Origin of the sequence: Pseudomonas sp. ML2-2023-6 (assembly GCF_037055265.1) — a bacterium.
Taxonomy (GTDB): Bacteria; Pseudomonadota; Gammaproteobacteria; order Pseudomonadales; family Pseudomonadaceae; genus Aquipseudomonas; species Aquipseudomonas kulmbachensis.
Genome location: NZ_CP146347.1, coordinates 846306 through 859342, shown reverse-complemented (window position 1 = coordinate 859342; position 13037 = coordinate 846306). Strand labels below are relative to the sequence as shown.

The 13037-nt window shown below is 56.8% G+C and carries 15 protein-coding genes and 1 pseudogene; 6 read left to right on the top strand and 10 right to left on the bottom strand.

Translation table 11 applies throughout. The features are described 5' to 3' along the window. Positions 1 to 42: 42 nt before the first annotated feature. From rpoZ to V6L79_RS03890, 3 genes are all read right to left on the bottom strand, one after another. The gene (rpoZ, locus tag V6L79_RS03900; RefSeq protein WP_003437783.1) at positions 43 to 306 is read right to left on the bottom strand and encodes a DNA-directed RNA polymerase subunit omega; all 264 of its coding nucleotides are present in this window, start codon (positions 304 to 306) and stop codon (positions 43 to 45) included. Between the two features lie 168 nt (positions 307 to 474). Beyond that, entirely contained in the window at positions 475 to 1095 is a 621-nt protein-coding gene (gmk, locus tag V6L79_RS03895; RefSeq protein WP_095027645.1) for a guanylate kinase, read from the bottom strand. 13 nt (positions 1096 to 1108) lie between these two features. Next, the gene (locus V6L79_RS03890; RefSeq protein ID WP_321835284.1) at positions 1109 to 1972 is read right to left on the bottom strand and encodes a YicC/YloC family endoribonuclease; all 864 of its coding nucleotides are present in this window, start codon (positions 1970 to 1972) and stop codon (positions 1109 to 1111) included. Positions 1973 to 2273: 301 nt separating this feature from the next. Between V6L79_RS03890 and rph the strand changes: the two genes are divergently transcribed. After that, positions 2274 to 2996: a ribonuclease PH gene (rph, locus tag V6L79_RS03885; protein ID WP_016782701.1), complete on the top strand. Its 723-nt coding sequence runs from the start codon at positions 2274 to 2276 to the stop codon at positions 2994 to 2996. Positions 2997 to 3045: 49 nt separating this feature from the next. Then, positions 3046 to 3414 (top strand): DUF4870 domain-containing protein, encoded by a 369-nt coding sequence (locus V6L79_RS03880; protein ID WP_261740456.1) that lies wholly within the window; start codon positions 3046 to 3048, stop codon positions 3412 to 3414. Between the two features lie 109 nt (positions 3415 to 3523). Here V6L79_RS03880 and V6L79_RS03875 read toward each other — a convergent pair whose 3' ends face one another. Next, positions 3524 to 4303, bottom strand: coding sequence for an exodeoxyribonuclease III (locus V6L79_RS03875; protein WP_003437806.1), 780 nt, complete (start codon positions 4301 to 4303; stop codon positions 3524 to 3526). Positions 4304 to 4385: 82 nt separating this feature from the next. On the opposite strand from V6L79_RS03875, the gene pyrE reads away from it, so the two are divergent. Further along, a complete protein-coding gene (gene pyrE, locus V6L79_RS03870) occupies positions 4386 to 5027 on the top strand; it encodes an orotate phosphoribosyltransferase (protein ID WP_016782697.1) in 642 nt (213 codons plus the stop codon). Positions 5028 to 5087: 60 nt separating this feature from the next. On the opposite strand, the gene argB is transcribed toward pyrE, so the two are convergent. The 4 genes and pseudogenes from argB to coaBC form a co-directional block, all read right to left on the bottom strand. Then, positions 5088 to 5993, bottom strand: a complete 906-nt coding sequence (gene argB / locus V6L79_RS03865; RefSeq protein ID WP_261740455.1) for an acetylglutamate kinase — start codon at positions 5991 to 5993, stop codon at positions 5088 to 5090. A gap of 25 nt (positions 5994 to 6018) precedes the next feature. Then, positions 6019 to 7392 (bottom strand): annotated as a pseudogene (locus tag V6L79_RS03860) (phosphomannomutase/phosphoglucomutase); the annotation flags it as partial. A gap of 102 nt (positions 7393 to 7494) precedes the next feature. Further along, entirely contained in the window at positions 7495 to 7950 is a 456-nt protein-coding gene (dut, locus tag V6L79_RS03855; protein WP_019828201.1) for a dUTP diphosphatase, read from the bottom strand. Between the two features lie 5 nt (positions 7951 to 7955). After that, on the bottom strand, positions 7956 to 9164 hold the full coding sequence (gene coaBC / locus V6L79_RS03850) for a bifunctional phosphopantothenoylcysteine decarboxylase/phosphopantothenate--cysteine ligase CoaBC (protein WP_261740454.1): 1209 nt from the start codon (positions 9162 to 9164) through the stop codon (positions 7956 to 7958). 122 nt (positions 9165 to 9286) lie between these two features. Here coaBC and radC point away from each other — a divergent pair, with 122 nt between their 5' ends. After that, on the top strand, positions 9287 to 9961 hold the full coding sequence (radC, locus tag V6L79_RS03845; RefSeq protein WP_261740453.1) for a DNA repair protein RadC: 675 nt from the start codon (positions 9287 to 9289) through the stop codon (positions 9959 to 9961). Between the two features lie 3 nt (positions 9962 to 9964). Here radC and V6L79_RS03840 read toward each other — a convergent pair whose 3' ends face one another. Beyond that, complete coding sequence (locus V6L79_RS03840; protein ID WP_321835281.1) at positions 9965 to 11551, bottom strand: ABC transporter substrate-binding protein; 1587 nt, start codon at positions 11549 to 11551, stop codon at positions 9965 to 9967. Positions 11552 to 12052: 501 nt separating this feature from the next. On the opposite strand from V6L79_RS03840, the gene rpmB reads away from it, so the two are divergent. Both rpmB and rpmG read left to right on the top strand, forming a co-directional pair. Next, positions 12053 to 12286 carry a 50S ribosomal protein L28 gene (gene rpmB, locus V6L79_RS03835; protein WP_019410280.1) on the top strand — a complete coding sequence of 78 codons (234 nt, stop codon included), beginning with the start codon at positions 12053 to 12055 and terminating at the stop codon, positions 12284 to 12286. An 11-nt stretch (positions 12287 to 12297) separates the two neighbouring features. Then, positions 12298 to 12453: a 50S ribosomal protein L33 gene (rpmG, locus tag V6L79_RS03830; RefSeq protein ID WP_003437824.1), complete on the top strand. Its 156-nt coding sequence runs from the start codon at positions 12298 to 12300 to the stop codon at positions 12451 to 12453. Between the two features lie 125 nt (positions 12454 to 12578). On the opposite strand, the gene V6L79_RS03825 is transcribed toward rpmG, so the two are convergent. After that, complete coding sequence (locus V6L79_RS03825) at positions 12579 to 12941, bottom strand: cupin domain-containing protein (protein WP_261740451.1); 363 nt, start codon at positions 12939 to 12941, stop codon at positions 12579 to 12581. Between the last annotated feature and the right edge of the window lie 96 nt (positions 12942 to 13037).

Sequence of the window (13037 nt, the reverse complement as noted above, 5' to 3'; positions counted from 1 at the left end):
AACTTTTTACCCTTCGCCGTGCTACGTCGACCGGGCATAGGCTTAGTTCGCCTCGTTGGACTCGTCCTCGAACGCTGCGAACAGCGGTTCGTCTTCGACGATTTCAGCGTTGGCGATAAACTCGTAGCTCATCAGGCCTGCAGCGATTTCACGCAAGGCAACAACAGTAGGCTTGTCATTTTCCCACTCGACCAAAGGCTCTTTACCGCCGGTGGCCAGTTGACGGGCACGCTTGGTAGAGAGCATGACCAGCTCAAAGCGGTTATCCACGTGTTCTAGACAGTCTTCAACGGTTACGCGGGCCATGGTCTTCCTCGTAGCAAATGCAATATGCGCGCTGCCCGGATGGGCAAGCGGACTAAACAGTTTAAAAAATCACCAGCCAATAGGGAAGCGCTGATTTTTCGGGCACTGCCCCAAAAACCTCTGTAACCGCCAATGTAAAGCCCTTACAGGGGTTTTGGGAAGAGTTGTTTAACCGAGCAGTTCGGCCAGTAATTTGCCAAATCGCTGCTGCTGACGTTTTTGCTGGAGCCGATTGGCGCGGAAAATGGCCTTCAGATCCTCAAGCGCCAGGGCGAAATCGTCATTGATGATCAGGTAGTCATAGTCGACATAGTGGCTCATTTCGCTCACGGCTTCGCGCATCCGGCCGTCAATGATCTCGTCGCTGTCCTGACCACGATTATCCAGTCGCTGGCGCAGCGCTTCCTGGCTAGGCGGCAAGATAAAGATCGAACGCGCCTGCGGCATCAGCTTGCGAACTTGCTCGGCACCTTGCCAGTCGATTTCCAGAATCAGGTCATGACCTTCATCCAGGGTCTGCTGCAAATGGCTTTGCGAGGTGCCATAAAGGTTGCCGAACACCTCGGCGCGCTCCAGGAAGTCACCGTGCTCGATCATTTTCACGAACTCTTCGCGCTCGACAAAATGATAGTTCACGCCATTCACTTCACCTGGGCGCATGGCGCGAGTGGTGTGCGAAACCGAAACCCGGATTTGCGGCTCAACGTCGATCAACGCTTTGACCAGGCTGGTCTTGCCTGCGCCCGAAGGGGCAGAAACGATATAAAGGGTGCCAGTGCTGTGGGTCATGTCAGGGAATGCCTTACTCAATATTCTGTACTTGTTCACGCATCTGCTCGATCAACACTTTGAGGTTGACCGCCGCTTGGGTGCTGCGTGGATCGAATGCCTTGGAGCCCAGGGTATTGGCCTCGCGGTTCAGCTCTTGCATCAGGAAGTCCAGGCGCCGACCCGCAGCACCAGCGGACTTGAGCACGCGCCGCACTTCAAGAATATGGGTGCTCAGGCGATCCAGTTCTTCAGCCACGTCGCTTTTTTGCGCCAGCAAGACCATTTCCTGCTCAAGACGCTGCGGATCAAGCTCGGCCTTCATGTCGGCAAAGCGATCGAGGACCTTTTGACGCTGGGTGGCGAGCATCTGTGGCACCAACTCGCGCAGAGTCTCGACGTCGCCTTCAATGGCGGTCAAACGCTCGCTGATCAAGCGCGCCAGCTCCGCGCCTTCGCGCTCGCGACCATTTTTGAGCTCTTGCAGACCTTGCTTGAACAACGCCAGCGCCTGAGTGTTCAGGGCTTGCGGATCGCTGGCGTCCGCCACCAAAACACCGGGCCAAGCCAGCACTTCCAGCGGGTTGAGCGGGGCCGGTTGCTTGATCAGGCTGGCAATGGTCTCGGCAGCGGCCACCAGTTGCGCGGCGCGCTCACGGTCGACTTGCAACGGTTTGCCGGTGGTTTCTTCGGTGAAGCGCAAGGTGCATTCCAGCTTACCCCGCGAAATCCCCTGACGCAGCGCTTCACGCACCGCACCTTCGAGGTCACGGAAAGATTCAGGCAGACGCAGGTGCGGCTCCAGGTAGCGGCTGTTGACCGAACGCAGCTCCCAACTCAGGGTGCCCTGAGTGCCAACGCTTTCGACGCGGGCAAAGGCGGTCATGCTGTGCACCATGGACGGTACCTCGCGATCTGATGAAATAAGCCTGACGGCAATTAAGGCGAAGGATTGTAACGCAGTGCAGTGGGTGGCCCCAAATGGCGTCTGTCGTAAAGGCACTTAAACCTGTAACCGCTGCTGCAGGCTGCGATAAGGGCCGCAGGACCTGCGCTTTAAATGTGAAGAGCGGGGTCGCTACGCAACCCATCGCAGCCTGCGGCAGCGGCTACAGGATTGGATTGCTTTAAAAATGTGCCCTGTTGGTCTACGGCCTTTATAATGCTCGGCAGTTTTCCGTCCCGTACAGGTATCCCACATGAAACGTCCAAGTGGTCGCGTTGCCGATCAGCTCCGCCCGATCCGCATCACCCGCAACTACACCAAACACGCAGAGGGTTCTGTACTGGTCGAGTTCGGTGACACCAAAGTCATCTGCACCGTCAGCGTCGAGAACGGCGTACCACGCTTCCTTAAAGGTCAGGGCCAGGGTTGGCTGACTGCCGAATACGGCATGCTGCCACGCGCCACCGGCGACCGTAACCAGCGTGAAGCCAGCCGCGGCAAGCAAGGCGGACGCACCCTGGAAATCCAGCGCCTGATCGGTCGCTCCCTGCGCGCCGCGCTGGACATGTCCAAGCTGGGCGATATCACCCTGTACGTCGATTGCGACGTAATCCAGGCGGATGGCGGCACCCGCACCGCGTCCATCACCGGCGCCATGGTTGCTCTGGTAGACGCTCTGAAAATCATCAAAAAGCGTGGCGGCCTCAAGGGCGGCGACCCTATCAAGCAGATGATTGCAGCGGTATCGGTGGGCATGTACCAAGGCGTACCGGTGCTTGACCTGGACTACCCTGAAGACTCGGCAGCCGAAACCGACCTGAACGTGGTAATGACCAGCTCAGGCGGTTTCATCGAAGTACAGGGCACTGCCGAAGGCGCACCGTTCCAGCCTGAAGAGCTGAACGCCATGCTGGCATTGGCACAAAAAGGCATGAACGAAATTTTCGCCCTGCAACAAGCTGCATTGGCCGACTAATTAGCCGGATTGACTGTCAAAGCCTTCAAACGACCTACCGGAGAACGCCATGAGTGAGCTGGACCTTTCAAAACCAGAACCGAGCCGAGACGCTCGCAAATGGGCCATGTTCTGTCATTTTTCGGCGTTCCTCGGGATGTGGTTTCCGTTTGGCAGCCTGATCGGCCCGCTGATCCTGTGGCAGGTAAAGCGCGAGAGCGATCCCTTTATCGATGACCAGGGCAAGGAAGCAATGAACTTTCAGATCACCGTGGCAATTGCTTCGGCCATTTGCTACGTGCTGATGTTCGTGCTGGTCGGCTTCGCCTTGCTCGGCCTGGTGCTGATCGGGGCAGTGGTGCTGGTGGTGATAGCCGGGGTCAAGGCCAATGACGGAGTGGTTTACCGCTACCCCTTCACCTGGCGCCCGCTCAAGTAACAATTCCGAGCCTGTAGACGCTGCCGCTGGCGGTGGGGGCTACAGGTTTAGACCAAAAAAATGCCCGTATCTTTCGATACGGGCATTTTTTATGACGGCGAAAAAACACTTAGATTGTCAGTGTCCAGTCGTAGTCCACGATCAATGGCGCATGTTGCGAGAAGCGTGGCTGACGCGGCAAACGAGCGCTTCGTACAAAGCGGCGCAAGCCCGGTGTCAGCAACTGGTAGTCGAAACGCCAGCCCAGATTCAGCATCTCGGCCTGTTCGTTGTCCGGCCACCAGCTGTACTGGTCGCCTTCGCGGCTGACTTCACGCAGGGCATCGACATAGCCCATGTTGCCGACAATCTCATCCATCCAGGCCCGTTCAGGCGCCAGGAAACCAGGCGATTGCTGGCTGTCACGCCAGTTTTTAATGTCGAGTTTCTGCTGCGCCACATACAGCGAGCCGCAGTAGATGTACTCACGACGCTTGCGACGCTGCTTATCCAGATAGCGTGCAAAGTCGTCCATTAGCTTGAATTTTTGATTCAAGTCTTCATCGCCATTCTGCCCCGAAGGGAGCAGCAAGGTCGCGATGCTGACCTTATCGAAATCGGCTTGCAGGTAGCGCCCGTAGCGATCGGCCGTCTCGAAGCCAAGCCCGGTGATGACTGCTTTCGGTTGCAACCGCGAATACAAAGCCACACCGCCTTGGGCAGGGACTTCAGCTTCACAGGCATAAAGAAAGTAGCCATCGAGCTGGTAGGCTGGATCGTCCAGTTCAAAGGCGGAGGCGCGGGTGTCCTGCAGGCAGATAACGTCGGCATTCTGAGCTTGCAGCCAACTGAGCAAACCGCGCTCGACTGCCGTCTGAATACCATTGACGTTCACACTGATGATCCGCATAAATGGCCCCAAAAATCACGTGCGTGTATGATACACGCGGTCTTACTAATTAGCTAAATCCGTGGTATCTGGGGCTTTTTTCATGCAAGCGTATCAGCGCGACTTCATCCGTTTTGCCATCGATCGCGGCGTACTGCGCTTCGGTGAGTTCACCCTGAAGTCGGGGCGTACCAGTCCTTACTTCTTCAATGCCGGCCTGTTCAACACAGGTTCTGCGCTGGCTCAACTGGGGCGCTTCTATGCGGCCGCCATCGTTGACAGCGGCATTTCCTTCGACGTGCTCTTTGGCCCGGCCTACAAGGGTATCCCCTTGGCTGCGACCACCGCCGTCGCGCTGGCCGAGCACCACGATCGCGATCTGCCATGGTGTTTCAACCGCAAGGAAGCCAAGGCCCACGGCGAAGGTGGCAGCCTGGTCGGCTCGCCGCTTGAAGGCGATATCCTGATCATCGACGACGTGATCACGGCCGGCACCGCCATCCGTGAAGTCATGCAGATCATTCAGGCCCAGGGCGCCAAGGCGGCAGGCGTGATGATTGCCCTGAACCGCCAGGAGCGCGGCAATGGGGAGCTGTCGGCAATCCAGGAAGTCGAGCGCGACTTCGGCATTCCGGTCATCAGCATCGTTTCGTTGAACCAGGTTCTGCAGTACCTGGCCGAAGACGAAACGCTCAAGCAATACCTGCCAGCCGTTGAAGCGTACCGGGCGCAGTACGGGATTTAACTCCCCGCCCATGAAAAAGCCCCGCCCGGATCGCTCCGGGCGGGGCTTTTTTTGTTCTGCTTAAGCCGGTTTACTGTTGGTAATCAACGTACCCACACCAGTGTCGGTGAAGATTTCCAGCAACACCGCATTCGGCACGCGGCCGTCAACGATGTGCGCGGTAGTCACACCACCTTGCACAGCTTCCAGCGCGCAACGGATTTTTGGCAGCATGCCGCCGTAAATGGTGCCATCGGCAATCAGGTCATCCACCTGAGCAGTGGTCAGACCGGTCAGCACCTTGCCTTCCTTGTCCATCAAGCCCGCAATGTTGGTCAGCAACATCAGCTTCTCGGCCTTGAGGGCTTCGGCAACCTTGCCAGCCACCAGGTCCGCGTTGATGTTGTAAGACTCACCGTTTGCGCCTACGCCAATCGGCGCGATCACCGGGATAAAATCACCCTTGGTCAGCATATGCAGCAGGTCGGTATTGATGCCGATGACTTCGCCCACATGACCGAAGTCGATGATTTCTGGCGTGGTCATTTCCGGTGTCTGACGGGTCACAACCATCTTTTTGGCGCGAATCAGGGTTGCATCCTTACCCGTCAGACCAATGGCGCTGCCGCCATGGCGATTGATCAGGTTGACGATTTCCTTGTTCACATGACCGCCAAGCACCATCTCCACCACATCCATGGTTTGCGAGTCAGTGACCCGCATCCCGTCGATGAAATGACTCTCGATGGACAAACGCTTGAGTAGATCACCGATCTGCGGCCCACCACCGTGTACCACGACCGGGTTGATACCCACGGCCTTCATCAACACGATGTCACGGGCGAAACCGGTTTTCAGGTCATCGTTCTCCATAGCGTTGCCGCCGTACTTGATCACCAGCGTCTTGCCGACGTAACGGCGAATGTAGGGCAGCGCTTCGGACAAAACCTTGGCGACGTTGGAGGCGGCATCACGTTCGAGGGTCATTCAGGGCTCCGGTAAAACTAGTCGATCAAAACGGTAGTGGGAGATCAGGGGCCACACGCTTCAGTTGAGCGTGAAAGACGTCCTTGATGCGTTGCAGTTCGGCCTCGGTTTCGGCCTCAAATCGCAGCACCAGCACCGGGGTGGTGTTGGACGCGCGAACCAGACCCCAGCCATGAGGGTAGTCAACCCGCACACCATCAATGGATGTCAGCTCGGCGGCGTCCCCCCATTGGGCGTCGTGCAGAGCTTCAATGATGCTGAATTTGCTCTCATCCGTCACATCGATATTGATTTCTGGCGTAGAAATATCGTTCGGGAAGGTCTCAAACAGCTCTTCGGCCGTCACCTGGCGCTTGCTGAGGATCTCCAGCAGGCGCGCGGCGCTGTAAATACCGTCATCGAAACCAAACCAGCGCTCTTTGAAAAAGATATGCCCGCTCATTTCACCAGCCAGCAGGGCACCGGTTTCTTTCATCTTCTTTTTGATCAACGAATGACCGGTCTTCCACATCAGTGGGCGACCGCCATTTTCCTTGATCAACGGGATCAGACGACGCGTGCATTTCACGTCGAATATGACCTCGGCCGTAGGGTTGCGTTGCAATACATCCTGAGCAAACAGCATCAGCAAATGATCTGCGAACACTATGGTGCCTGCATTAGTCACCACGCCCACGCGGTCAGCATCACCATCAAAGGCCAGCCCGATATCGGCATTGGTTTCTTTGACTCTGGCGATCAGGTCCAGCAGATTTTCAGGCTTGCTAGGGTCTGGATGGTGGTTGGGAAAGCTACCATCCACTTCGCAGAACAGCGGGATCACTTCACAGCCAAGGGCTTCAATCAATTGCGGTGCGATCACGCCGGCTACGCCGTTGCCGCAGTCCACCACCACCTTCAAGCGTTTGGCCAACTTGATGTCCCGGGTAATCACATCGGCGTAGCGCGGTAAAATATCAACGCGCTCGATGCTGCCTTCGCCCCAGGTCAGGTCGTTGGTTTTCAGTCGCGTGTGCAGCGCGGTGATTTGTTCGTCCGCCAGCGTATCGCCCGCGATCACGATTTTAAAACCGTTGTAGTTTGGCGGGTTATGGCTGCCCGTGAGCATCACACCCGACTTGCCCGCCAACACGTGAGTTGCGTAATACAGAGCAGGTGTAGGCACCAGACCCACATCACTGACCTTGCAGCCACTGTCCGCTACACCCTGGATCAAGCGCTCGACCAGCTCAGGACCGGACAAGCGTCCATCCCGGCCCACCGACACATGCGGTTCACCCTTGGCCAAACTCTCTGCACCGATGGCACGGCCTATCCAGTACGCGGTCTCAGGGGTCAAGGTTTGCGGGACCACGCCACGAATGTCGTAGGCGCGAAAAATGCTGTCAGGGAATTTTGGCGGGACCGAAGCGGGGCTAGTCATTGCGGGTGGGACTCCACGCTCAGAGGATTCAGTAAAACGTTTAAGGTCAGGCATCACGCCTGACCTGATACTGCAAAATCAGAGCTTGCCGGAATGGCCAAAACCACCAGCGCCACGCTGGCTTTCATCGAATTCTTCGACCAGTTCAAAGTGAGCCTGCACCACCGGTACCAGTACCAACTGAGCAATACGCTCGCCGATCGTGATGTTGAATGCGGTTTGGCCACGGTTCCAGCACGACACCATCAGTTCGCCCTGGTAATCGGAGTCAATCAGGCCGACCAGGTTACCCAGCACGATTCCGTGTTTGTGGCCCAGGCCCGAGCGCGGCAGGATCAGCGCGGCAAGGCCCGGATCGCCGATATACACCGACAGACCCGTCGGGATCAGCAGGGTCTGGCCCGGTTCCAGAACGGTGTCTTGTTTAAGCATGGCGCGCAGGTCAAGGCCTGCAGAACCTGGGGTGGCGTACTGTGGCAGCGGAAATTCGTTACCAATGCGTGGATCGAGGATTTTGGCTTGCAAAGCGTGCATACGAGTTAAACCTGGTTCAGACGTTCGGCGATAAAAGTGATCAGCTGGCGGGCAATCTTGCCCTTGCTGGTCTGGGCAAACACAGTGGCGTGCAGTTCGCGATCAATCACGCTGCACGCGTTTTCCTCGCTGTTGAAGCCGATGCTGGGGTTAGCCACATCGTTGGCCACAATCAGGTCGAGGTTTTTGTCTTTGAGCTTGCGCGCAGCGTAATCGAGCAAGTGCTCGGTCTCTGCAGCAAAACCGACACTAAAAGGGCGATCAGGGCGCGAAGCGATGGTGGCCAGAATGTCTGGATTGCGCACCATCTGCAGCAACAGGCCGTCACCCTTGGTAGGGTCTTTCTTGAGCTTTTGCGGGGCTACGACTTCCGGGCGGTAGTCTGCAACTGCAGCGGATGCAATAAACACATCACAGGGAATCGCCGCCTCACAAGCTGCGAGCATGTCCCGGGCACTGACCACGTCGATGCGGCTAACCCGATCCGGGGTCGGCAAGTGAACCGGGCCTGTGATCAAGGTTACGCGAGCACCGGCTTCAACTGCCGCTTCGGCCAGAGCAAAGCCCATTTTCCCGGAGCTGTGGTTGGTGATGTAGCGCACCGGGTCGATGTTTTCCTGGGTCGGGCCAGCAGTAATCAGTACGTGCTTGCCGGTCAGCACCTGACGCTGAAAGCACTCGGCGGCGCAGTGCACCAGATCATCTGCTTCCAGCATGCGACCAAAGCCTACATCTCCGCAGGCCTGGCTCCCGGAGGCCGGGCCAAATACGCGCAAACCGCGGCTCTCAAGCAATCGGGTATTGGCCTGGGTAGCCGGGTCACGCCACATGGCCTGGTTCATTGCAGGCGCGATGGCGACCGTTGCATCAGTGGCGAGCACCAACGTGGTCAGCAGATCATTAGCCAAGCCTTGGGCAAGACGAGCGATAAGGTCAGCGGTCGCCGGGGCGATCAGTACCAGATCGGCCCACTTGGCCAGTTCGATGTGGCCCATGGCCGCTTCAGCCGCCGGATCGAGCAAATCCAGATGAACGGGGTGCCCGGACAACGCCTGCATGGTCAGAGGGGTGATGAATTCGCTGCCGCCGCGGGTCATCACAACCCGTACTTCCGCGCCTTGGTCCAGCAGACGACGAACCAGCTCTGCACTCTTGTAAGCCGCGATGCCGCCGCCGACGCCCAAAACAATGCGTTTTCGATACAGCCGCTGCATAGGCCTGCCTTTTAGTTCGATGATGACTGCGCGGAAAATGGCCAAATGCCACGCAAAAATGATGGGCTAAGATAACACAGCGCCTGCCAGGGAACAGCGGCGCCCACTCACAAGGAGGTGTTATGAGCATTCGAGATTGGCCCGCGGCCGAGCGCCCGCGCGAGAAGCTTTTGCAGCACGGATCATCCAGTCTTTCCGACGCCGAGTTGCTGGCAATTTTCCTGCGCACCGGGGTTTCGGGCAAAAGCGCAGTTGATCTGGCGCGTCATTTACTCACCGAGTTCGGCAGCCTGCGGGCCTTGCTCGAAGCCGATTTACGCGCATTCTGCCGCCAGCTCGGGCTGGGCCCCGCCAAGTTCAGCCAGTTGCAGGCGGTACTGGAAATGAGCCGTCGTCACCTGGCCGAGCGCCTGCGCCGCGACAGTGCTCTGGAGAGCCCGCAAGCAGTTCGCGACTATCTCAAGTCGCTGCTGCGCCATGAGCCGCACGAGGTTTTTGGCTGCCTGTTTCTGGACTCAAAACACCGCATGCTGGCCTTTGAAATACTCTTTAGAGGCTCCATCGACAGCGCCAGCGTTTACCCACGCCAGGTGGTCAAGCGCGCACTTGCGCACAATGCCGCAGCGGTAATTTTCTGCCATAACCACCCCTCCGGTATCACCGAGCCGAGCCAGGCCGACCGCACCTTGACCAAACGCTTGACCCAAGCGCTGGATCTGATCGAAGTGCGGGTGCTGGATCATTTTATTATCGGCGATGGCCAGCCGCTTTCAATGGTCGAGCACGGCTGGATGTAAGGCTCAAGGCTTGACGCTGACCGTCGAAAAGTCCTGACGCCCAAATGGACTTACCTGATAACCCTGTACGTCTTTACGGGTGAGTGCGTAAGCCGTTGGATGCGCCAGTGGCAGCCACAGCGCCTGCTGCTGAATCAGCGCTTGAGCCTTCTGATACAACGCGCTGCGCTTATCCTGATCGCTGAGGGTTTTACCCTGACTGATCAGACCGTCCAGAGTCTTGTCGCAATAACGCGCAAAGTTAGTCCCGGACTTCACTGCCGCACATGAAAACTGCGGCGTGAGGTAATTATCCGGGTCGCCGTTATCACCGGCCCAGCCCATAAACAGCAGATCATGCTCGCCCGCCTTGGCGCGACGAATCAGCTCGCCCCACTCGATAACCCGAATATCGGCCTTGACCCCAACCTTGGCCAAATCAGCCTGCAGCAACTGCGCTCCCAGGCTCGGGTTCGGGTTGAGCACGCTGCCTGATGGGCGCGTCCAGATAGTGGTTTTAAAACCATCTTTAAAACCCGCCTTGGCCAGCAATTCACGGGCTTTTTGCGGATCGTGCGCGTAACCCGGCAAGTCCTTGGCGTAACTCCAGGTCGTGGCCGGATAAATACCATTGGCGGCCTGTGCGCTGTTCTCGAACACGGCCTTGAGGTAAGTCTGCTTGTCGAAGGCCAGGTTGATCGCCTGACGCACTTCAGGCTTGTCCAGTGGTGGGTGTTGACTGTTGATCGCCACAAACGCGGTCATGAAGGCCGGGGTTTGCGCCACCGCCAACGCGGGATCCTTGGCGGCAGCTTCCACATCCAGCGGCTTGGGCGAGAGTGCAATCTGGCACTCATTGCGGCGCAATTTCTGGAGCCGTACGTTGGCGTCCGGGGTAATCGCAAAAATCAGCCCATCAACCGCTGGCTTGCCCGCAAAGTAGTCGGGGTTGGCCTTGTAGCGCACCACTGCATCTTTCTGGAATCGACTGAACACAAAAGGCCCGGTGCCAATCGGCTGGCTGTTCATCAACTCGGGAGTACCCGCCTTCATCAACTTATCGGCATATTCGGCCGAGTAGATTGACGCGAAACCCATGCTCAAAGCCGGTAAAAAGGTCGAGTCCGGGTGGCTTAGAGTGAAACGCACGGTCAGCGGGTCTGGGGTTTCAATCTTTTTGATCAGCTCGGGCAACTGCAAGGATTGTGCGTGGGGGAAACCGCTTTGAGCCACTTTGTGCCACGGATTGGCGGGATCAAGCATGCGTTCGAAACTGAAACGCACGTCATCGGCATTCAACTCTCGGCTCGGGGTGAACCAGGCCGTGCTGTGAAACTTGACCCCGGGACGCAGCTTGAAGTCGTATACGAGGCCATCAGGAGACACTGACCAGCTTTGCGCCAGACTGGGCACCAGCTTTGCGGATTGAGCGTCAAAATCCACCAGACGGTTCATCAGGACGTCTGCCGAGGCATTGGTGGTGCTGAGCGAGTTGTACTGCACCACATCGAACCCTTCAGGGCTGGCCTCGGTACAAACACTCAAGGTGGCCGCCTGAACTAGCGGGCTCAGGCAAAAGGTGAGCAAAAAGGGGACGGCAGCGAGGCGCATGATCTGTTTCCTTTACAAGTCGATGAGGCCCATCTGCAAGTGCAGTCTGGAAAAGGCTAACCCTAGTGCTCTGATAGAAAAATGACTACTTTTTAATGGCTGTAACCGCTGCCGAAGGCTGCGAAAAGGCCCGCAGAGCCTTCAATTATCGTGAAAACGCGACCGTTTTGTGCTCGCTCGCAGCCCTCGGCAGCGGCTACAAGCCGAGATTAATACCTGAACCCTTGTACCCCGCGACGAGCGGTAAATCGCTGTAAGGCATAGACGCCGCGTGGATTGGCGTTAAAATGGCGGCTTCATTAATTACAGCAAATCACACTGCTTGTTGTTGCTCTTTAGTCTTTCTGGTATAAAGCAGCGCTCTTTTCTAGGGGCCCGGTTCCTGCGTTTGTAGGTGTAGCCGGTAAGACCCTTAAAGAAACGCGGCGCCTGGCGCCATGACTGAGAGATTAAGCGGCCAACCCATGCCGGGTTGGGCATGTGGTTTTAGAGGGCTGAGGCATGTCGAGAGTCTGTCAAGTTACCGGTAAGGGTCCGGTGACTGGGAATAACATTTCCCACGCAAATAACAAAACCCGTCGTCGTTTCCTGCCGAACCTGCAGCATCACCGCTTCTGGGTTGAAGAAGAGAAACGTTTCGTACGTCTGCGCGTATCTGCTAAAGGCATGCGTATCATCGACAAGCGTGGCATTACTGTCGTGCTGGCCGAAATCCGCCGTGCTGGCAAGATCTAAGGGAGCTAATCATGCGTGAATTGATCCGTTTGGTGTCGAGCGCTGGTACAGGCCATTTCTACACCACTGATAAGAACAAGCGCACCACTCCGGACAAAATCGAAATCAAAAAATTCGATCCGCGGGTTCGCAAGCACGTGATCTACAAAGAAGCCAAAATCAAGTAATTGGTTTTTCTTCTTACGAAAAAGGCCCATATCTCACGATACGGGCCTTTTTTGTGCTCGCGAACAAAACAAAAAGCCCTGCCATCAATACATGGCAGGGCTTTTTTTATTCCGGGCCAGTAGCCTCAGGATTTCTGTTCAAACACTACGTAAATTTTCCGACATGGTTCCAGCACCTCCCACGTGCCCTTGAAACCAGCCGGGATCACAAAGCGATCACCAGCCCGCAGAGTCTTGGCGTTACCTTCCTGGTCACGCAAAACTGAAACGCCCTGCACGATTTCACAGTATTCATGCTCGGTGTAATTGACCGTCCACTGGCCCACAGCACCTTCCCACACACCAGCGCTCATCTGCCCACACGGGCTGTTGTAATGGTTGTGGATAACTTGTTCGGGGCTGCCTTTAAGCACCTTTTCGGGTGCAGGGCTGAAACGGTCAGCCTGGGTATTGGCAGTGCTGAAGTCGACTACGCTTGCGATGCTCATAATTGTTATCCCCCCGAAATTGCGACGTGTGTGGTCAGTAAAACCAAAGTCTATGTTTATTAAAACGAACAAGCCATGCCGTTTGCGACACATGTG